Origin of the sequence: Dapis hubbardiae BLCC-M172, assembly GCF_050016015.1 — a bacterium.
Lineage (GTDB): Bacteria > Cyanobacteriota > Cyanobacteriia > Cyanobacteriales > Microcoleaceae > Trichodesmium.
On the sequence record NZ_JBNHEQ010000178.1, the window covers coordinates 9,100 to 31,868 of the forward strand.

Sequence of the window (22,769 nt, forward strand, 5' to 3'; positions counted from 1 at the left end):
TGATAATTTTCCCGAAAATGTCTAAGTCTAGTTGGGAGAGATATATCTGGCAAAGGCAGATTTTTCCTGACTCTTAAATATGGATAGTCTCAAAATTTTCCACTTTGGGAATTTGAGAGAAAATTTGATAATTTTCCCGAAAATGTCTAAGTCTAGTTGGGAGAGATATATCTGGCAAAGACAAATTTTTCCTGACTCTTAGATATAGATAGTCTCAGAAATTTCCATATTAAATTTTACTCCTGAGAAAGCTGCTAAATTTTTAGCGATCGCTCATTAACTAAGATTTTTTCAGATCGTAATAGTCACAAAAACTGATAATTTACTCCTACTAACTCTGTCATTAATATCAAATACAAAAATAACTCGCTTCGGAATCAAGTTTTCTCCTGAAGTTGGGAGTGTGGAAGAGGTTTAGATAAAAGGGTTTGGAGACCAAACCCCTACTAAAAATTGATATAAGTTCAAATATTTCTACTATTTATCTAAGATTTATTTCCCCAACCTCCTGTTAAAAAACAACTCCATCAACAGCATCATTAACTTCTGTCAAAAAAGCCAAAGCATTAAACTCAATACTTTCTGTCATCTGAGGAAAAATTGCCAAACTTCCCAAGGCTTCATCGCCAATAATATTTTCATAAGGGTCTAATTTTAAACTTAAATTACTACTATCTTTATCCTGTTTTTCAAACCTGGAAAAATGGAAAAAAGTCAGATATTGAAGAATATCATTTTTCAATGAACTATCATAAACCAAACCTTGCCGAATATCCTCATCATCCATTACTCCAGAATAATATCTTCCTAACAGAGTAGAATAGGAAATAACGCCATTATAAAATCGCTCATCTTCCATTTTTTTCCCACCCACAGGAATTCCATTACTAAACAAATTGAAAAATACCACTGATTTTTGACTACTATCTTCAGCAATATTCATTAATTGTCTAGTGTCTTGAATATACAAGGATTTTACTCCTATTTTTTTGATTTTTTCCATTTTTCGGACATAATATTTATCAAAAAGTACAGGATATATTTTAATGTCATCTCGGTTTTGCTTCATCGTCTTAATAATAGTAGGTGACATAAAATATAGTCTTTCTTCCTCTTCTTGTTGAGTAATATGTAATTTACTGGTATAAGGTGCTTGTGCCACATATAAAAAGTGTTGATATCCTTCTAAGCAAAGTTCGCTAATTTTATCCATTAAAACAGGTGGTTCTTCATACATCTTTCGGAGTTGATAGTTATCAAAAAATTTAGTCAAAGGTTGAATTTTTACACTGCCATTTTCTAACCGTTGAATAGTTATTACTTCTCCAAATAAATTGGCAATTCTATCTTTACGATTTTGACTACCTGTTCTAGAATCGCTCAGTTTGCTAGAGACAATAATAATTGCCAGTTTGTCTAATAAAGTAGAGTCAGAATTATGATTAAAGCTAAACTTTTTAGGCAATACAGAATATAGGGAATTTAAACCATTTCTAATATTGAAAGAACTAGGTGGTTTATTAACCCGGAAACCTTGAGAGTTACAGCGATATTTTTTACTAAAAATAAAAGCTAATGTTTTGGCAAGATTAGCCAGAAACTTTTCAGCGGGAAAAGGATTTTCATGGGTTCCTTCATGGAGTCGCACCATTGGGATAAATAATTCTTTTTCTTCTCCTGAATATTGCTCTAATAAAATTAGTAAACAAAGATAAGATAACAATATCCAAGTAAAACGATAGATAAATGCTTGAGTCGAATTTAATTGATTTTTTCCTGATTTTAAACGTTCATTATTGTAACTAAACAGCATAAATTTATATCCTTTCTGCACAAAATTTTCGTGATAAATTCGCCGACAAGTATCTGTATCAGGTATCCACATTACAGGCAATGTTTTAATTCCTTCAACATCATATTCCCACTGAAAACTTTGGCGATCGCTTCCTTCAAAATAACGAATATCTTCTATCTTAATACTTGCAGGTAGTTGACAGACTGCTCGATTACTTACTCCTTCTTCAACCAGAAAAATATACCTCAGACATTTCTTATAATTCTCTCTTAAATCATCGTGAAAAAAATTACCTTGAAACAAACTATCATCATCAGTTTTGATAATTCGTTTGTTAATACAAATTTCCCGTCTTTCTATACAGTTAGGTAATTTTTTCCCTCTGTCTAAAAAGTTTCTGACTAAACCCCTTAATTTCTCGATTTTTTGCTTCACTCCATATTTCTTAAATCCTTCTATCAACCCCCGAAAAATCTTATCTTTTTCATCATCATTATCTCCTTTCAATACAGGCAAAACATTTTCATCAAATTTAGGGATAGGCTTATAATTTAACTCATCATCGGAATGATAATTCTTTCCATTTGGATTTGGGCAAGAAAATACAAAATAGTATAAAAAAGCTCGCGTCAATATTTTTCTTGCCCAAGTTTTCTTTTTCTCTGGATTAGCCTTTAACGCCTCATTTTCCTCAGAATTATTATGAGTAATTATCTCCAAATTATAATCAAAAACTTCTTTTCCACCCCTAGCTTGTACTTTCCCATCCAACTTCATTTTCAAACCCAAAACAAATTGAGTTTCTCCTGTTTCTCTATTTGTAGTTTCTCCCAAATTACCATCAATAATTGGAATAATTGGCAGTGCATCAAAAACTTCAGCACGGGCAAAAATATCCCGGTAATTAAAACTTTCTCCACCATAAGAAACATCATAATATCCATCAGCTTTAGACTCATCATTAATATATTGCTCAATTAATTTCAAACGCCGAATTAAATCTCTTAGATAAATGACTCCTGGCTTATCATTAGTCTCAATATTCTCTAATAAATGTTCTAAATATATAATTTTCGCTTCCTTTTTTAACTTACCTAACGTTTCCTCATCTACTAGTCTTTGCAGTTGGTTAAAATCTGAGTTTCTATCCTCAATTTTTCTTTCTAAAAGATGATAAATATCTTCAATATCTTCTGGGTCTTCGGAATCAAAATTCTTTTGAATACTCCGTTTAATTCCTGTATCTAGCTGAGACTGAAATGCCGTAATATTTCCCACTGTAATTGTCAGTTTATGGAATTTTAACAAAGAATTACTACCAGGAAGTTGAGAATCTAAAATTAACTCTTGTTTTTGCAAGTCTGTATATTTTTCATCAAAAGGATAAGATAAACCAAGCTTCTTACCAGTCCCCTGAAAATCTGTTAAATTAACAATTAAACTATCGACAAAACTAGCAATATCTCCTATTCCTTCTGTAGATTCTAAATTAGTTATCAAATAGTCTTTTATTTCTCGTATTTGAGCCAAAAATCTTTCTCTGTCTACAAAATTTATACTAGCAACACGAACACCTTTCGTAGTGCTTAGAGGATTTTGAATATTTGTAGTAGCAATAGATGCAGCTACCTCATCAATATTTATCAGTAAACGTCGGCGGTCGGTCGATATTTTAAACAGATTTTGTTCTGGTAATTTCTTTAAAATTTTTTCTAACAAACTGTCATAATTAACAGAAATTAGATTGTCACCTTCCCTTAATTCATTAACCATATTTTATCGCACCTTAGTTAATTGTATTTCTGCAATAATTTCCTGTATAATGCTGCGAAAAAGCTATCAGCTTGTAGGAGTGTCTGTTAACCCCTACTTATTATCACACTAAAGGAGAAATTAATCTCCAAGGATAATTAAACTTCCAAATTAAATTAGTCATCAGCTAACCTTGGTGATTGCTTGAATATATTTAAAAGCTGTTTTGGTATCATTTAGGAAAAGCTAAATGCTAACTAGCTAAATTCTTACCTATTTCTTAATTATATATAGTAATCCTATTTTATTCGTGGTAAAAATCTTACTGCTTTTTAGGGAAAACTTAGCTGGTAACACCTAAATGTTGGGAGTTTCAAATTTTTTATTTACTTTTTAATTAACTGCAACCTATTTAGGATTGCTATAGGTAAATTAACTGCTATTAAATGATAAAATTATGGATATTTTATTTGTTTTTACCTAAAAATAAACCTATTTTGATGAAATTTTTTCCTGAATTTATGAAATTATACCCTTGATATTTTAACCAATTAACTATTGTCAATACAAGTTTCTCGGTTTCTCCTATCTTAAAAAAAATAGCAAATTTGGTTCTCAAAAGTAGCTTTTTCAAATCCCTCTCTAATCTAACCAATCTGGATTCCAAAATTTCTCAGAATAAAGCTTCTGTGTCAACCTAATTTAGGATAAATTTAAATCAAAAAATATGGCAGATTTAGACATATCAAATAATCCAATCTGCCACGATAAACTTACGATTTTAAAATAACTTTATACAGCTAACTTCTCAACTGAACAGGCATAATTAAATAAGTCATTTTCAACCCACCTAAAGGATTTAAAACCACTGGAGTTGTAGCAGTATTTAACTGAATAGAAATCTCCGAAGCTGAAGGAATAGCCTTCAAACCTTCAATCAAATATTTCACATTAAAAGCAATTTCTTCCGGCTCATCACTAGAAATTTGTGCTGCCATAGACTCTCTACCACTTCCCACATCTTGAGCATCCACAGATAAAGAAATCTCCTGATTAACATTATCAATCGTACACTTCAAAATGTTATTTTTCTGGTCAGCTAAAACAGCAATTCTTTCCACCGCTCCTAAAAATTGTTTCCTATCCACATTAATTTGATTAGTAAACTTATTAGGCAATAATTGTTGGTAAACTGGATATTGACCCTCCAATTTTCGGCTAGTTAAACGTTGCTCTCCCAACTCAAAAATTACCTGACTTTCATCAAATTTCAACGCCACAGAAGAATCAGATTTACCCATCCCAATCATTCGTTCAATTTCCCTTAAAGCTTTTGCTGGAATAGTTGCTTCAAACTCTGCAACTTCCTCAAGCTCTTCAGTTTCTTCCTCATCCTCTGCTGTTACACTTTCAGTCTCAACTATTGCCAACCTATGACCATCCGTCGCAGCAAATACTAAACCATCTGGTTGTACTTTTAAATTTACTCCCGTCAATACTTGTTTAGTTTCATCGGGACTTGTGGCAAACAAAGTTCCTTTCAAACCATTAATCAAAGCTTCCGGTGGTAAATTTACAACTTCCCCATCTTCCACATTAGGTAACTCAGGATATTCCTCCCCTCCCATACCTCTGACTTGATAACGTCCAGATGTAGAAGTAAGAGTAGCGATCGCTTCTCCTTCATCATCATCAATAGTAATATTACCGTCTGGTAGTCTAGAAACAATATCGTTAAATAATTTGGCAGGTAAAGTAAAACTTCCACCAGTTTCTACAACTGCTGGAAAACTGGAACGAATACCTAAACTGTTAGAGTCGATGGGGTGTATTACCGCCCGCACCTCTCCTTCAGAACCCATCGTGCGACTTTCACCGCAATAGGCTCCTAGATAATCTTAGGCTTGTGGCCTTTTGCCCATGTGGATGTAATCGTGACATGACTCATGTACTGCTAAGAGATTCTTAGGCTTCCAATTGTCGTGATTGCCGTCGGTGTGATGCAGTTCTACCTTTTCGTTGCCGTCCAGGTAGTTTCCACAGTGTCCACATTTGTAGCCTTGCCGTTTTAGCGCTTTTTCTGTGTGCCCGTCGTAGAGTTTAGAGTTTCTTTTGCTCCAGTAAATAGAGTCTCCGTCATAGGGAGATTTGTTGCCCTTGACCATGACAAACTTATTTTCTGAATATGGCACCGCCGGAAATGCTTGCTTGACGAGTTCTATGGCTTCATTTTTACCTTTATTTTTATCTTTGATAAAAGTCTTGAAGGCATCGTGGTTTAAGTACCATAGGCTAAACCTTGAACCGTCCATCCTGCAATAGCGGTGGTAATTCCTCCAGCCTCTAATTATTGGGCCTAGTTTCTTAGCTTTCGTGGCTGTGGCTAATACAGAATTATTGACTATGGTTTTAACTTTCTTGCGAAAATTTTCGTAGTTTTCCTCTGAGGGAGTGCAACGAAATTTTCCGTTTTTTTGCACCTTGAAGTGCCATCCCAAGAAGTCAAAACCTGCCGTTGTCCGTGTAATCTTTGTCTTTTCCGCCGATACATTCATTCCACGCTTAGTTAGGAATTGCTGTACTTTTTCTAAAATCTTCTCAGCGTCGTCTTTTGGTTTGAGGAAAAACACCATGTCGTCCGCGTATCTCACCGAAGGATGGATATCCTCTATGCCATTTAATGCTATGTTGGCCAAGAGTGGTGATACTATTCCACCTTGAGGTGTTCCTTGCTCTGGAAATTCTGGTGATACTCCTGCCTTTAGGCATTCCCATAACCCCATTTTGATTTGTTGAGGAGCAATTACTCTCTTCATAATCTCATTGTGGTTAATTCTGTCGAAACATTTTTCAATGTCTAATTCGATTACCCTTTTCTCGTAGCCTTTTACCCGACTTTTTAGGTTGTTAAAGACGAATTGTTGTGCGTCTTGTGTACTCCTACCGGGTCTGAATCCGTAGCTTCGGGCATGGAATGTTATTTCGTGGGCTGGTTCTAGAGCATATTTGACAAGACATTGCCAAGCTCTATCTGCGATGGTTGGTATTTTGAGAGTTCTCATCTTCCCGTTCTTCTTTGGGATTTTCACTTCTCTTAGTCCTTGATGTTCCCAATTATTTGCTCTTTTTAGTTTCAGGACTAGATTGAGCCTTTCTCTAAAGTTTAAGGACTTTTTCCCATCTATCCCACAAGTTTTCTTCCCAGAATTTAGCTGAGTTACTTGTCGTACAGCAAGCATCCTTGCAGCGCGGGACTTCAGCACCAGACGTTGGAGATTTCTGACTTTCCGGAGGTCTCCATTCTGCATGGCTTTGTAGATTCGTTTTTGGAGGCGAAACAGATTTTTCTGGAATTTATTCCAGTTTAGGCTGCTCCAGTCTTCACTATGATTGCTCATGTGTCTAAGCATGCTCTCTTACTAAATTTCTCTACGCTGATTACCCTGCAAGCAATTATGGCTTGCATCCTACCCGCTGGAAAGGTTTCCGTGCTTTCCCACCTACTCTGGTTTTCGACCTTTACTCCAGAGACTTTCTCAGCGTTTTTCTTCGTTCCGAATTGCAGATTGTTTTGACGGTTTAGGGCTATCCAATTCATCTACACGACCCCCAGGGAATGCGTCTATTGACTTATGATGACGCGGGGATTTCTCGTGTTCGTTCGGAGTGTTTTATTTGAGAACTCCGTTGGGTTTTAAGACGCTTTTTAAGGATATTCCGTAAAGTACCCATGCCGTCTCCCCATTACCCCCAGTGTGCCTATCTCTCTTGGCTCTGATTGGGGCCTGATGCCAGCTTCGCTCTGTCAGTGGAAAGGTCTGACTCGGCGTGGCCAGGTCGGGAGTTCGTTATCCCTTAACGAGCTGGGTTTTCACCAGCATCCGCAATTCAGTTATCTAACAGGCTCTTCTTTTGGTGGCCTCGCTTCTTGCAGGCTCTTCCTTGGTGGCCTCGTTAGACCCTGTTCATACCCCTTTAGTCTCTAAAGGCTCCTAACAGGAACGAATCGCACTAAGTCAAAACCTGTTAACTCTAAACGTTGATTTTCTAAATCTGCTGTTAATAAAACATTTGCTAATACTGGGTGATTAGGTCGAGAGGGAACTGCACGACTAACTAAAGAAAGGTTACTACTTAAGTCACCTTGAGTACAAGTTAATTTCATTGGAGTTTAGTTATTTATATAAGGAACTAGAGGCTTGTTCAACAAAACTCACCTCAGACTGAAATCCTAACATTCTTAACTTGAGTAATCTAGATTTCTAACATGAGAGGAAAAATATCAGTAATAAAATCTCAAGTTAATATCTGTGGAAAATGTGGAAAACTCTAAAAAATCTTTACTATATCAATGATTTCACGAATAAATACCCTGTGGAAAACCTGTGGAAAAATCTATTTTTGGGTCAAGAAAAAATTTGAGATTTTTGATAGCTTCAATTGTTGAGATACTTCAACCAGATAACATATTCTCTATTTCCAGTATTCATACTTAATATACTAGATCCAGATCTTAAGGTTCAGATTTGGACTCTTGCTATCTAATTTGAAATGTTTGAGGCCAATTTTATTGTAGATTTTATATTTTTCCACAAATTTTCCACAGGAAAAACAGTTTTTGCAAATCAAAAGTTAAAATTAATTATTTACTAATTCCCAAAAAGCGTGAGCTACAAAATTCTGGGCTTGAGGGAACAGGGAAGTAAACATAAAAGTATAGCATCAGCTTACTGAGAAACGCGATATTCAATAATTAATAATTACCTCTTATTATAAAGAAGAGGATTGACTAAAAAGATTTTTTTCTCCATGAATGGAGAGGTTTTATACCTTAAATTTTCGGTTATATAATGTAAATTTTCAAATATTGTATACTTTAATAAACCCGCTTTGAATCCACAACAACTACAAGTACATGTAATTTTTTCCTACCTATTTATGAGTCTAAACTCTCGACCAAATTTTTCTGTTTTACCTTCTAAAAATGTTCTGAATTTTCTTCAACCTATCACTAATCACGACTAGAAAAATTAATCCGATCGCTCAACTGTCGAATTGTTTGAGCAAAATTTAAGTCACTACTTTGTAACTGACTAATTTTGTCACAACTATATAAAACAGTGGTGTGGTCTTTTCCTCCAAAAACCTCTCCAATTTTTGGCAAACTCAAATCAGTATGTTGTCGCATCAAATACATCCCAACTTGTCTTGCCAAACTAATTTCTCGCTTTCTAGAACTACCTTTTAAATCCTCTATAGATACATTAAAATTTTCCGAAACAACTTTAATAACTGCCTCTGGTGATGCCGCCAATTTTTCTGTTTGTGGATTTAAAATAGGTGCAATATTCTCCACAGTCATAGGCAAACCAGAAATAGAAATATAAGTAACAACCCTAGTCAAAGCACCCTCCAACTCCCGAATATTTTTAGGATATCTAGTTGCAATATACTCAATTACATCTCTAGGCAAAACCATATTTTCATACTCAGACTTTTTCAGTAAAATTGCCATCCTAGTTTCCAGATCGGGAGCTTGAATATCCGCAATTAATCCCATAGAAAACCGAGAACAAAGTCGCTCTTGTAAACTAGGAATTTGATTTGGAGGTCTATCAGAAGCTAATACTACTTGTTTGCCAGCTTCATGTAAAGTATTAAAAGTATGAAAAAATTCCTCCTGAGTATATTCTTTACCCTCAATAAATTGAATATCATCTACTAATAAAACATCTGCTGCTCGATAATGGTCTCTAAAACTTTGCAGACTATCTTTACGAATAGCAGCAATCAAATCATTAGTAAATTTCTCTGTAGAAACATAAAATATTTGAGAATCAGGAAAAATATCTAAACGATAATGACCAATAGCCTGCATTAAATGAGTTTTTCCTAAACCAACTCCACCACATAAAAATAAAGGATTAAACTCTCGCCCTGGAGACTCTGCCACTGCTAAAGAAGCTGCATGAGCCATACGATTATTCGGACCTACAACAAATCGAGAAAACATATATTTTGGATTAAGATTTGCTGGTTTAGGCTTTTGTATAGATAGACTTTCTAGAATATCAGGACTTTTATGCTCAGGCCATATAAGTCCCGAATCTTCTTTTGCAGCATCTTCATCTATAGAAGTAGTTAAGTAAATTTCTACTGGGTAACCGAGAATATCATGTACGACATCAGCAATGGTTTTTATATAGTATTTCTGTAACCAATTCCGAGCAAAAGGATTAGGGGTGCAAATTACTAGACAATTATTTTCTAATTGTTCAGCATTGGCTGTTTTAATCCAGGTTTCAAAAGTCGGTCTGCTTAACTGTAATTGCAGTCTTTCTAAGACTTGGTTCCACAAATTATCAAGAGAAATTTCCACTGCTAACCTCTTTATTATGTTGGTACAGAAATAAATTCAATTTATAAATTATTGAATAAAAATTTGTTGCTCATAACTACCAAACAAGTTAATTTTTTGCTCGGAATACTGGTTAAAATGTCAAATTAAATTGTGTAAATTGTAGGGGGTTTGGTTTCCAATTGATAATGGATAATTAATCAATTCGGTTGAAAGCCTCTTCTAATAATTAATAATTGACAATTGATCATGGATAATTGGAAAGAGTTCTTTAAATCTCTAATTTTCTCTCCCTATTTCTATCTAACTCGTTCACATACTCTAAATTATCAATTATCGATTATCCATTATTCACTATCCATTGTTAAAGAGGTAATTATCCATTATCAATTAATTAACAAACTCCTACAAGATATATAGCAATCCCCGCTTATGTTGCGGGTAATTAAAAAGTAAATAAAAAACTTGAAACTCCCACCTGTTGCCTTTTGCCTGTTCCCTAAAAAGCAGTAAGATTTTTGTCGCGAATATGCGGAGGATTGCTATAGATAAATTTAGTGAACAATATAATTTGTATTTTCTTTTATAGTTATTATGTTATTATATTTTAGGTTGACAAATATAACTTTTTATGATATATAGGGGAGTAAAACAGGGCAGAAGTAAAAGTACAATTACAATTAGTGAAAAAGCTACTTAGATAAGCCATAAAAAGGTTAATATCAAGATTTAACTATTTAACTACCCATCAACTTAAAAATTCTAAAATTTTGATGGTCTAAAAGTGTGATGTGTATTAGTGTTTACTCGTCCATATCTCCACTACTATGCCTGGAATACTAATTGCCAATGTGACATACCTTGCCAAAAAGTTGCTGGAAATTACATTATAAAGTCAACTTTCTTAAGGCTTCCCTACTTCTGGGTAAATATTAATTGATAAACTTTTTCTGCCAACTCAATGACCCAAAAGTAAAACCAACCAGACAAAGACTGATATTCTTTACTTACTGTATGTTGGTAAAATCCTACCAGTATAAAATTAGAACAAACAATGTAATTTTTGTTTCTCCAGTGAGGCAGAATGGAGAATTAAAAACAAAGCTCAGGATATCTCCGAATAAATAAGCAGATTGACTGAGAAACCCGAACCTGAATCTCAGGCCATACAAGAAACTGCCAGCTAACTAATATAACCAACCTATTAAATGGCACAAACTTTATTATTTAACGCTCTCCGTGCAGCCATTGATGAAGAGATGGCAAAAGATCCAACTGTATATGTTCTTGGTGAAGATGTGGGTCACTATGGAGGGTCCTACAAAGTTACCAAAGACCTTTATCAAAAATATGGAGAACTACGAGTCCTTGATACCCCCATTGCAGAAAATAGCTTTACAGGAATGGCCATAGGTTCAGCTCTAACTGGATTACGCCCTATTATAGAAGGCATGAATATGGGCTTTTTATTATTGGCTTTCAACCAAATTGCTAATAATGCTGGAATGTTACGCTATACTTCTGGGGGCAATTTCAAAATTCCATTAGTTATTCGTGGCCCTGGTGGTGTAGGCCGTCAGTTGGGTGCAGAGCATTCCCAAAGATTAGAAGCTTATTTTCAAGCTGTTCCTGGTTTGAAAATAGTAGCTTGTTCAACTCCATATAATGCTAAAGGTTTACTTAAGGCAGCTATCCGTGATGAAAATCCGGTTTTATTTTTTGAACACGTCCTTCTCTATAATTTGAAAGAGGATTTACCAGACGAAGAGTATTTATTACCTTTAGATAAAGCGGAAGTGGTACGCAATGGAAAAGATGTTACTATTTTGACTTACTCCCGAATGCGTCACCATGTTATCCAAGCAGTAAAAACTTTGGAAAAACAGGGTTATGACCCAGAGGTAATAGATTTAATATCTCTTAAACCTCTAGATTTTGAAACTATTGGTAATTCTATTAAGAAAACTCATCGGGTGATTATTGTTGAAGAGTGCATGAGAACAGGTGGTATTGCTGCTGAGTTAATTGCCTCTATTAATGAAAGATTATTTGATGAATTAGATGCACCTGTTTTGCGGTTGTCTTCTCAAGATATTCCTACACCTTATAATGGTACACTTGAAAGATTAACAATTGTACAACCAGAACAAATTGTTGAAGCAGTACAAAAAATGGTGGCAATGAAAGTTTAACTTGTAGGAAGAAGGAAGAGGGAAAAAGGAAGAAGACTGATTAAATTTTTAACTTTTTTGAGTAAAATCAACTTTTACTTCTTGTTTTCTGCTTCTTACTTCCTGATCATCAAATCCCCAACTGAATGCTTCCAACTTCAGTCTTATTTCTTCCTTCTTAATTCCTCTCATCAGTTTTCAAGAATTAATAATTAATAATTACTTATTCTGTAATAGAAGGATTGGCTAAGTAGATTGTTTAATTTGTACAATTATAATCAAAAAAACTAGAATTAAGAACTATAGCAATTCTCATCTCTGAGTGAGGTAATTTTTTTTTATTTGAGAGAGTAGGAATTAGGGAGTAGGAATTCAGGAAACAGGTTAATAGACAAAAAGAAAAACAACTGTACCTCAGTAACTTGAAAAACTCTATATTTCTAGTCAAAAGTAAGATTTAGAAAATATTTATTTGCTAGTAAGTTCATAAGCAAAATTAATTACACATCCTATTGATTCCCTATTCCCTCTATTAAATAAGAAATTTATTTTGCACAACTACTTATAACTATCAAAGTCAAGAAATACTTAGATATATTTAATTTATAAACATTCTCTCAGACATTGATATTTACTTTATAAATTCTCTCAAAAAACATCAAAAAATTAAAAATTTTCACAAAAATAAACAAAAGCAAAATATTAATTATCTAATCTATATATATAATCCTCTAAATGCTGCTTTCAAACAGTTAAATTATGCGTAGACAAAATTCTTATATAGCCTTAATCTTAGTTCTAGTTATCGCATCAATTACAGTATTGAGTCAAATTCCAATTCGTTTAGGACTAGACCTCAGAGGTGGGTCACAACTAACTATTCAATTACAAACCTCTGAGGAAATTCCTACCATAGACGAGCGCGTTATGGAAGGAGTCCTAACAATAGTTGAAAATAGGGTCAATGCTCTGGGTGTATCAGAATCAGTAGTCCAATCTTTAGGACAAGACCAAATTTTAGTCCAACTACCAGGAGTAAATGACCCTGAACAAGCAGAACGGGTTTTAGGAGGGACGGCTCAACTCGACTTCCGAGAACAATTACAAGGCACCGAACAACAATTAGCAATTGAATATCAAGTACAAAGACAACTATTAGTAGAGCAAGAATTACTCAGAAATAGTGAAGACCAAGAAGCTATAGATAAAAATTTGGATTCTCTCCAAAAAACAAATCAAGCGATCGCTGGACTATTCAAAGAAGCAAGTATTAAAGGTCAAGACCTAAGAGATGCTTTAGCGGAACCAGAAGCTCCTGGATCTAATAACTGGAATGTGGCTTTGCGCTTTACCTCTGAAGGAGGACAGAAGTTTGCTGAACTTACCAAAAATTTAGCAGGAACTGGACGTAGTATAGGTATTTTCCTAGATGATAAATTATTAAGCGCTCCTACAGTTAGTGTGGAATTTGCAGAGACTGGTATTACTGGTGGTAATGCAGTTATTCAAGGTAGATTTACCCCTGAACAAGCAAATGACCTAGCTGTACAACTGCGGGGTGGTGCTTTACCTGTATCTGTAGAAATTGTTGAAAATCGAACTGTTGGGGCAACTTTGGGTAGGGATAGTATTCAGCGTAGTGTCTATGCTGGAATAGGTGGCTTAATTCTAGTTTTAGTATTTATGATCTGGTACTATAGGTTGCCTGGCATAATTGCTGATGTAGCTTTAGTGATTTATGCCCTATTTACTATTGCTAGTTTTTCGATCTTGGGCGTTACTTTAACATTACCAGGAATTGCTGGCTTTATCCTGAGTATTGGTATGGCAGTAGACGCCAATGTTTTGATTTTTGAACGGACAAGGGAAGAGTTACGAGCTGGCAAAACTTTATATCGTTCTGTAGAGTCTGGCTTTTATCGAGCTTTTTCTAGTATTTTAGATGGTAATGTCACAACTTTGATTGCTTGTGTGGCTCTATTCTGGTTAGGAACTGGTTTGGTAAAAGGTTTTGCCCTAACTTTGGGAATTGGTGTGGCAATTAGTATGTTTACCGCTCTTACTTGTAGTCGAACTTTGATGTTTTGGACAATTGGATTTTCCCAATTCCGCAAACCAGAATTATTCTGTCCAGAGTTAAAATAACCTCAAAAATCTTATAGTCTAAATTCTGCATTGCAAAACTTAGTATATGAAGACAAAAATTCAGGAGAAAATGAAGTTTCAATAATTAATAATTAACAATTAATAATTAATAATTAATAATTAATAATTACCTCTTCTAGAAAAGAAGAGGATTGCTTCAAAGGAAAATTTTTTCTTTTTTTCTCCCTGAAAGGAGAGGCTTTATACCTTAATTTTTCGGTAAGTATTTACCTATTAGCGATCGGCATTTAGCAATAAAAATGAAAGAGGGGCACATTTTTTATGGATATCTAAAGTTAGCTGATTTAGTATTAGTAATAGATTGAAATTTTAGCTAAATCTCTAAATACTGCTTCTTTTTCAGGAACCTATGATAATAAATACAGTTATTATAGGTTAGTTATCTAAAATTTCCCAATTGTATTGATCTTAAGACTTTGACTTTTTTGAATATAACTTTATTCCAGGAGATTTAGTATGAAACTGATAGCTGAAATATGAATCCTGACAATGAAGTTTACTAATTGGAGTAAATAATTAACTATTTATAGTAAGAATTCAGCTATTAGCAGTCAATCAGCAAGAAAAACCTACGCTTAAGGAGGGGATTTCAAGAATTGATAATTGATAATGGATAATTGATAATTACCTCTCCCTAAAACGGATAGGATTGAATAAAAGGAATATTTTTTTTTGTTTCTCCACGGTGAGTGAGAGGCTTTATACCTTTATTTTTCGGTAAATAAATATAGACTTTAAGGTCAAGGGTGCTAACTTTTGTAGTCAGAAAAATCTGGCTCCATTAATAAAGCTTTCCTATACACACTAAAAGCAATAGCTGAGAGCTGACGGCTGAATGTTATATTTATAGTTACTATTTTCCTGATTATTTGAGTCTGAGAAAGGTCAAGAAAAGCAATTTACTGATTTTATACGACTTTGATAATGTGATAAATTAACCTCCAGAATGTAAGCTATAAGAATCATAATAAAACCTCTTGAGTATAGTTTTTCTCTTATTTAGCTATTTCCTACTCTTCTGTTCCTTTCTTGAAACAAGAAGGAACTATTTTTTCCTGTGGAAATAGTAGTCAGTAATCAGGAGTCAGCAAGAGTGCGATTCGCTTGGGTATATCCTTTTCCTAAGGAAATGCTAATAGCTTATAGCTTATAAAAATTTTTCCTATTCTCTAATATCCTACATCTCATTGCTTCAATAAAAATGAAAATAAGTGTTATTAAACAGCGATCGCTCTGGTGGAGAATTTCCGGGTCTATTATACTTAGTGGTTTAATTGCTATGGTCATTTCTTGGACTCAGCCAGATATTGGTGCGCCTTTACGTCCAAGTTTAGACTTTGTTGGTGGTACTCGATTACAACTAGAATTAGATTGCACTATACCCAACAATTGTAATAAGGCTATTACAGTTGCTGCTGTTAGAGAAATAACAACCAACCAAGGTTTAGGCAACACAAGTATTCAAGTTGTGGGAGAAGAGAAACAAGCTCTTGACATACGCACAAAAACTTTAGATGTTGATACTCGGACTCAATTAATCACAGCTTTAAGTACAGAATTTGGCAAATTTGACCCAAATTCTACTCAAATTGATACGGTTGGTCCGACTTTAGGGCGACAAATTTTTACTTCTGGATTATCTGCTCTACTGGTCGCTTTTTTTGGTATTACTGTATATCTGACTTTTAGGTTTCAGTTGGATTATGCTGTATTTGCTTTTGTTGCCTTATTCCATGACATATTAATTACGGTTGGCATTTTCTCAATTCTTGGTTTAGTAGCTGCTGTAGAAGTAGATAGTTTATTTTTGGTTGCCTTACTAACTATTATTGGATTTTCTGTTAATGATACAGTGGTAATTTATGACCGAGTTAGAGAGGTAATTAAACGTTATCCAGGAGAATCAATTAATCAGATAGTTGATGATGCTGTAAATCAAACTTTAACAAGGTCAATTAATACAACTGTAACTACTTTATTACCATTAGTTGGTATTCTAATATTTGGTGGAGAAACTTTAAAATATTTAGCTTTGGCTTTAATTATTGGTTTTGTGGCAGGTTCTTACTCTAGTATCTTTGTTGCTAGTACACTTTTAGCTTGGTGGCGCGAGCGCATTGGAGAATCTATCCCCAACCCCTTAGAAGAAAATTCAGAATTAGTAGAAGGTCAAGAGAATACTGTTTAGATATAACTCAGAACTAGAGAAAGTTATAACTTTTGTAAGCATTCAGCTATAAGTTATTAACTTATTATCTCACTCATAGGAAGAAGGAGTTAGTATCCAAGGAGAATTAAAAGTTACAACTAAAGTATACTTCTTGAATATAGAATCCGGGTAATTAGTTATCCTATTGCGCTCGGAGTTAGGAGCCATAATTCAGAATTCTGAATTCTGAATTCAGGAGAAAGAAAGAATTTGAATAGGATGAATTTTTAAATTGCTATTCATTCAATAGAATATCTATATTAAGAAACAGTAATGAGGGTAATTACTGTATAACCGGATTTTACATAACCTGAGAAGGAATTATTGATTCAAAAGCTGATTGCTGACCGCTAATAGCTGAATGCTTACTAACTTTTAAATTTTTAGAGCTAATTAGTCAACTGATCTGTTTGTGCAATATTCCCAGGAAAATACTTAATTTATTGTAGCTATCAGGAATAATTTTTCTAGTAACCTAAAAATTTCAAAACCTAAATCTAGGAAACAACTCAAGCTATTATAGAAGTTTTCATTCAAATAGACCACAATTCTCAGAGCTGTAAATTTAAAAAATTTACAAACATTTATTTATATTTTGTCTGTAGTCTATTTGTGTGAAAAACCTCTAGTCTTAAGTTGAGAAATTAGTTCTTACAGCTTGAAAAAATTTAAGCAACTTTTGCTAATAGAAAAAATTCTCTTCTGCCTTTTTTTCTTATTCTTTCAACATCCTAAAAATGTGTAAAGATGAGTCAGTTTTACAAGTTCAAGTACAAAGACTCTACAGACTAATAATCTATTTTAAATGGTTGATAGTTGTGTTACTTTGGAGTAGTGTTGGTTCTTTAAGTATATGGAGTTTACGGAGAGAAATTTCTTTGTGGTTAGATCATTTTACTTGGATTTCTGTACGTTATTCCCTAGCTTATAATAAACTATCTGCTGTTGGTTTAGGTCTGTGTCTTGGTACTACAACTGCTATTTTAGTTTGGCAAAGTAGACACATTCTTTGGGGTATATCTCCAGAAGAACAAAAGCGCTTAGAAAAACAAGTACGTCAGATTAATCATCAAGGTGAAACTCATCCTTTATGGAGGTGGGTAATTCAAGATAATTCAAATTAATCCATATTATGATGACAAGAGCATTTACTCTATATACTATATCAGTTTTTGAGAATGGTTAAAGAGTTATTTGTCTTATAGCACTTTGATAAATGTTTGCTACAAATACGAAATATTAATTATAATACTTATTTTGTTGTATAAAGTTATATCTACTGATTAAGGAATAAAATGTACTATTTTTATTCTTTAGTTCCTTACCTTCTTCAGACTATAAACTATTTGTAACATTCTTTTTTAATTCATGGTGTTATACCAATTCACCTCAATAATGTCACAATTTGGAGTATTAAATAATAGCCAAAAATAATAGTTAATTAAACATATAATCTTAATCAACTACTGTGCATTTAAACGACTTATTCTTGTGTACATCATTGAAAGAAAAACCCTGATTACTTCTGAATTATAACTTCTGACTTGCGAATAAGCATTTTAAATGCGTATTAGCTTACCTGATTTTTTAATGCCTGACTTTTTACTTATATCTCAGTATCTCTGCAAAATAAATGTGCATTTTTAGTCTATAAGGAGCAACAAACAAACTACAGAGAAATCAACATATAACTGAATAGTAAAAACACAAATAATTTTGCCTATTTCCTGGCATATACTCTTAGTAGAGAAGATTAGTATTTATTCCCCTACAAAAGACTATAGCAATCCTCCGCATATTCGTGTCAAAAATCTTACTGCTTTTTAGGCAACAGCTCCAGAAGGCAACAGGCGGGAGTTTCAGTTTTTTTTATTGACTTTTTGATTACCCGCAACATAAGCGCGGATTGCTTATAGCTATATTGTAGTCAATATTTGCAGATTATTTTCTGGTAGCCAATAGTTCTGTGTTCTTGCCTTTCCCTATTGCCTACTCCCTTTTTTAGATTTACTGATACATTCAGTTTCTAACTAGATCCTATTTTTTGATTGATTAATAAATAATACTAAATCAGGTTTTTTTATATCAGAGCAAATCTCAAAATTTTTCCTAGATATATTAACAATAAAGGGTTTTAGATGTTGGAAAAAAACACCTAAAAAAAAATTTATTTCAATCAGTATTTAAAATATCTGCAACAGAAGCAAATTCTGAAATAGTTGAGATACTGTTGATCAAACAAACATTAAGACCACTACAATAGTTAATACAGTATATTTGTGGTTTATAAAGTACAGTAGCAGTATCTTTTTAAATAGTTTTTGATGTATGGAATTAAGGTTTCATTTTTGTTGATAAAATCTACTATAATCACTGTACCACAGTTAGATGGAAGAGGCTATATTGGTGGGTTGGTGGACAACTTCCACCTAGAGTCAGCAAGGGTCAATATTACCATTTTTTCATGTTGCGGAGCTTGAATGGAGTTGTGGGGCAGCAAAATTGCTGTTGTTAACATGAATCCGCAGCATAACCATAGGAAAGCTTTGCGCCAGAAAAACTAACCCCAAACAAGGATTTGATTTTCATTTAACAAACAGTTTCTCAAGCAGTTAATAAGTCAACCATGAATTTTGAGAAATTACCGAAAAATCAAGGTATAAAGCCTCTCACTCACCGTGGAGAAACAAGAAAAAATTTTCCTTTTATTCAATCCTATCCGTTTTAGGGAGAGGTAATTATCAATTATCCATTATCAATTATCAATTATTGAAGATTACTTATCAAGGGATATGACACCATTCAGTGGTAAAAATACTCAATCTCTTTGATCGACTGTAATGAGTATAATATTAATTTATTAGTTATCAAAAAAAAATTAAAATTATGTAATTGCTTATGAAACAATATCTGCTATTATTTAGAAAATTAAAGTCATTTAAACAAAAATCAAAACAAAATAAATTGCCATTTTTTTGCATAATTAAACAAATTTTTTTACAACCAAAATACAATCATAATAGTGGTAGAGTTAAAAATTTATTTGTTTTTTTGATCTTTATATTTTTAATATATATAACTGTGTTATCTCCCTTAATCAAAACAGGAGTTAAAATACTAGGACAAACAGTAAAAAAAATAGTCATTGTGCAAGAGTGGGTAGAAGATAATTTCGCCAAAATTACTCCTTTGTTGACCCCATACTATGGTAAATCAAATAAATTTCTACCTTATGTAATTCATACTCCCTATTTCATTGATGATACTCCTCTAGGAGCTTATGATTTTACCCTGGAGCTAAATGGTAAATTAGAAGTTCCTATTCCAGCTCCTTGTGAAGGAACTATTCGCCGAACTAGATTTCAAGGCCGAAATGGCAGTTTTAGGACTGCCCAAGGTGCGGGTCAAATAGTTGAACTTATGTGTGATGGGACTAATTATTATTGGTTAATGGGTCATTTGCTTCAAGGTTCGCCACCAAAAAAAGGAACAAGAATTACTAAAGGACAACCAATTGGCATTCAAGGTCTGACAGGGAGAACTTCAGGTTATCATGTCCATGCTCAGATTCATTATCATAATGGACAAAGAATTACAAATAGAAAAGTAACCCGTCCTCTTGTTGAAAATTACATCAAATTTTTGAGAAAAGGTTCTTATTGAGTAAGCATTCAGCAGTCAGCTATCAGCTATCAGCTCCTGAGATAAATCTATAATTTCTGCAATTTCCGCCCATAAGTTATATCATGTCCGGTTAAATAGTTATAATTAAAGTTCGTAGTATAGCTCTCAGCCCGAACTATAGATACGGCTAGAGCAATTCTACAAACAAAATTTTTTTTTCACTGATTATCCGCCCATAAATTATATGAGTTGACAACTCAAATTCTGGGTTGAAAATGTAGTAGAAGTTAAAAGAACTCTTGCTTCATTCATTAAAGCTAGGAGCTGACTGCTGACTCCTAATAGCTGAATGTTTACCTTATTGAAGAGAAATACTAAAATATGAGAAAGCTTCCATAAAATAAATACATCTTAACAACTGTACAACAACTTCACAACTATAAAGTTCTGGCAACATTTGTAGCAGATTATTTGACTGTATAATTAATGGTGTTTGTATTCAGCAGTTACACTGAACTCTTTGGGAATTGCCTAATTTTAATATGCTATCTTTGAAAATGTTTATAAAAATTGGAGGATGAATATCTACCATGACAGCTTAACATCAAAAACTTAATTTCTCTTAACGTAATATTTAACTCCAATTTCTAAAATTTGAGCTAAGTTACAGATAAGGAGTATCTGTTAGCGAAAATTTTGCTCTAGATAAATGTCCTTATATAGCAATCAGGAATCATATGTGAGAACTTCTGCATGAATAAAGTTTAATATGATGATAATACCATTGATATCCTATTCTCAGAAATCACGACTGATTGCTATAGAAAAGTTTTTGTCAATTGTTGTAAACTACATATCAAAGAATCAACTATTAACTTTACCCACTAATTTTGAAACTAGAGTGTTGACATTTCATTAAAGCAGTTAAGACTAATCAAGGATGAATACCAAAGTGTGAGTATAAGATTAAAATGATTAATTAATTTGTATTAAATAAATATAATATATGAATAAATATATCAATTTTGACCTGTCATGACCATAAAAATTACAAAAAATAATAAGTGTGGGAGAAGAGGAGTGGGCCTTGATAAAATAATTTGTTAAACTAAAAATTATTAAGCTTTTCAGAGTTAGCTTGAATTAAGGATGTATCCAATTAATCATTACAATTAGTATTGAGTATCATCGTGAAAGAAAAATTTGAACTTGACCCAGAAAATTGAATTTACTATCCAGTCCAAAGAGTATAGAAACAAAGGAAAAACTAAATTTATAAATCTATCTATATCCATAAAATCAGGAAAAAATATCACAATTATGACAGATATAGTAAAAAAAATCTTAATAATATAGGAATCAATAAAAATACTAACCAAAAGTCTGGAAAATCTTAAGATTTTAATAAAGTAATCAAATCACTTGAGCAAAAAGCTGTTTGGCAAAATTTATATATAGTTAAGATTAAGTCCTATAGAAATAGGAAATCATTGCTAGAAAATCCCAAAAGACAAACTTTGAAATTCTTAACCCTGTGCCCTTTGAATAGAATATTTTCTACACAACCGTGTCGAGGATTAGTATATGTGTGAAAAAATTAACAATATTTTTCTCAACTCAACATAATTATGATAGTGGAGGTGATTAATGTATAGATTATTGCTAGCATGAAACTAATCACATTCATCTTCCAAAAATCTTACAATTGATAGATACAGGAGATGTAATGACAAGAGTAAATGCTAGAAAAAAAAGGAGGTTGAAGACAGAAAGTACAAAGTAAAATATATATTAGTGCCTTTATTGGGTAAAGGATTTTATAGCTAGGGTATAATTTGTTATGTTTTAACAATTTCCCTGAATTATTTACCTTGTAAATAAAGTAGCATAGTCAACCATAGGTAATTGTGTAGTCAAATTTCTGATATTTTCACAAAAACTAAAGAAAGAATATTGTTATGGTGTTTAACTAAAACCCCAGACAATTCTCAAACTAATATAAATATTAGGTGAAGATGAAAGGCTAGATAACTATGAACTACACCCTTCATGTCCAAATAGTTGTCATTGAGTGGGGTTGGTCGCGGATTAATGAATCCTTAAATTAGCTGTCTCATTGTTTTTTATTGCTAATAGCTCTAGAGCTGAAGTTGGTTATACCAATTATCAGATAGCCTAAATTGATATGATTTCCCTGTGATAGCCTTTGACATAATGGCTAACTTAAAGGAAGAATTCCAACTTTGGTCGGATAAATAATGGCTCTCATCCCAGCTTAAGTTATTAGCATAATGTAGATATGTGGCAGGCAGGCTCAAAGCATAAGGGGAAATAAGATTAGGTAGTAATGGTGCATTGTAATTTTTTCGGCAACCCTATAGTCAGCGTTTTAGCAACTATTCACCATTACTATATAGGACTACCAGATAGGTAAGACCTTTGATTGCCCTAAGTGTAGTTTGTCTATAGACCGGGATCTAAATACAATTATTAAAGATCGAGAGATCGGGTTGCCTTAACCGTTGATACCTGTGGAAGTCCTGCTGCAGAGTGTAACCTTAGAAGGTACGGACGTTGCATGCAACATCCCTAAACATTAAAACATCACTAATTGTGACGTTTTATATCAGTTTTATGAAGCAGTTGTGTGGGTTATCCCACTTCTAAAAACAACTATAACGAAGTTGAGTTGAG

The 22,769-nt window shown here is 33.3% G+C and carries 9 protein-coding genes and 1 pseudogene; 5 read left to right on the plus strand and 5 right to left on the minus strand.

Annotation, left to right across the window (positions count from 1 at the left end):
• Positions 1-511 precede the first annotated feature (511 nt).
• The 5 genes and pseudogenes from ACP6PK_RS16025 to dnaA form a co-directional block, all read right to left on the minus strand.
• The gene (locus tag ACP6PK_RS16025; protein WP_426560756.1) at positions 512-3,568 is read right to left on the minus strand and encodes a hypothetical protein; all 3,057 of its coding nucleotides are present in this window, start codon (positions 3,566-3,568) and stop codon (positions 512-514) included.
• Positions 3,569-4,347: 779 nt separating this feature from the next.
• The gene (gene dnaN / locus ACP6PK_RS16030; RefSeq protein ID WP_094674721.1) at positions 4,348-5,409 is read right to left on the minus strand and encodes a DNA polymerase III subunit beta; all 1,062 of its coding nucleotides are present in this window, start codon (positions 5,407-5,409) and stop codon (positions 4,348-4,350) included.
• Positions 5,410-5,445: 36 nt separating this feature from the next.
• On the minus strand, positions 5,446-6,957 hold the full coding sequence (locus ACP6PK_RS16035; protein ID WP_426560759.1) for a group II intron reverse transcriptase/maturase: 1,512 nt from the start codon (positions 6,955-6,957) through the stop codon (positions 5,446-5,448).
• A gap of 602 nt (positions 6,958-7,559) precedes the next feature.
• Positions 7,560-7,712: pseudogene (locus ACP6PK_RS16040) on the minus strand (DNA polymerase III subunit beta); the annotation flags it as partial.
• 846 nt (positions 7,713-8,558) lie between these two features.
• Positions 8,559-9,926 (minus strand): chromosomal replication initiator protein DnaA, encoded by a 1,368-nt coding sequence (dnaA, locus tag ACP6PK_RS16045; RefSeq protein WP_426560761.1) that lies wholly within the window; start codon positions 9,924-9,926, stop codon positions 8,559-8,561.
• 1,187 nt (positions 9,927-11,113) lie between these two features.
• Between dnaA and ACP6PK_RS16050 the strand changes: the two genes are divergently transcribed.
• From ACP6PK_RS16050 to ACP6PK_RS16070, 5 genes are all read left to right on the plus strand, one after another.
• Complete coding sequence (locus ACP6PK_RS16050; RefSeq protein WP_094674711.1) at positions 11,114-12,097, plus strand: alpha-ketoacid dehydrogenase subunit beta; 984 nt, start codon at positions 11,114-11,116, stop codon at positions 12,095-12,097.
• A 738-nt stretch (positions 12,098-12,835) separates the two neighbouring features.
• The gene (gene secD / locus ACP6PK_RS16055) at positions 12,836-14,221 is read left to right on the plus strand and encodes a protein translocase subunit SecD (protein ID WP_426560763.1); all 1,386 of its coding nucleotides are present in this window, start codon (positions 12,836-12,838) and stop codon (positions 14,219-14,221) included.
• A 1,222-nt stretch (positions 14,222-15,443) separates the two neighbouring features.
• On the plus strand, positions 15,444-16,430 hold the full coding sequence (gene secF, locus ACP6PK_RS16060; protein WP_426560765.1) for a protein translocase subunit SecF: 987 nt from the start codon (positions 15,444-15,446) through the stop codon (positions 16,428-16,430).
• Positions 16,431-17,188: 758 nt separating this feature from the next.
• Entirely contained in the window at positions 17,189-17,575 is a 387-nt protein-coding gene (locus ACP6PK_RS16065; RefSeq protein WP_426560767.1) for a hypothetical protein, read from the plus strand.
• Positions 17,576-19,532: 1,957 nt separating this feature from the next.
• On the plus strand, positions 19,533-20,114 hold the full coding sequence (locus ACP6PK_RS16070; RefSeq protein ID WP_426560769.1) for a M23 family metallopeptidase: 582 nt from the start codon (positions 19,533-19,535) through the stop codon (positions 20,112-20,114).
• The last annotated feature ends 2,655 nt before the right edge of the window (positions 20,115-22,769 follow it).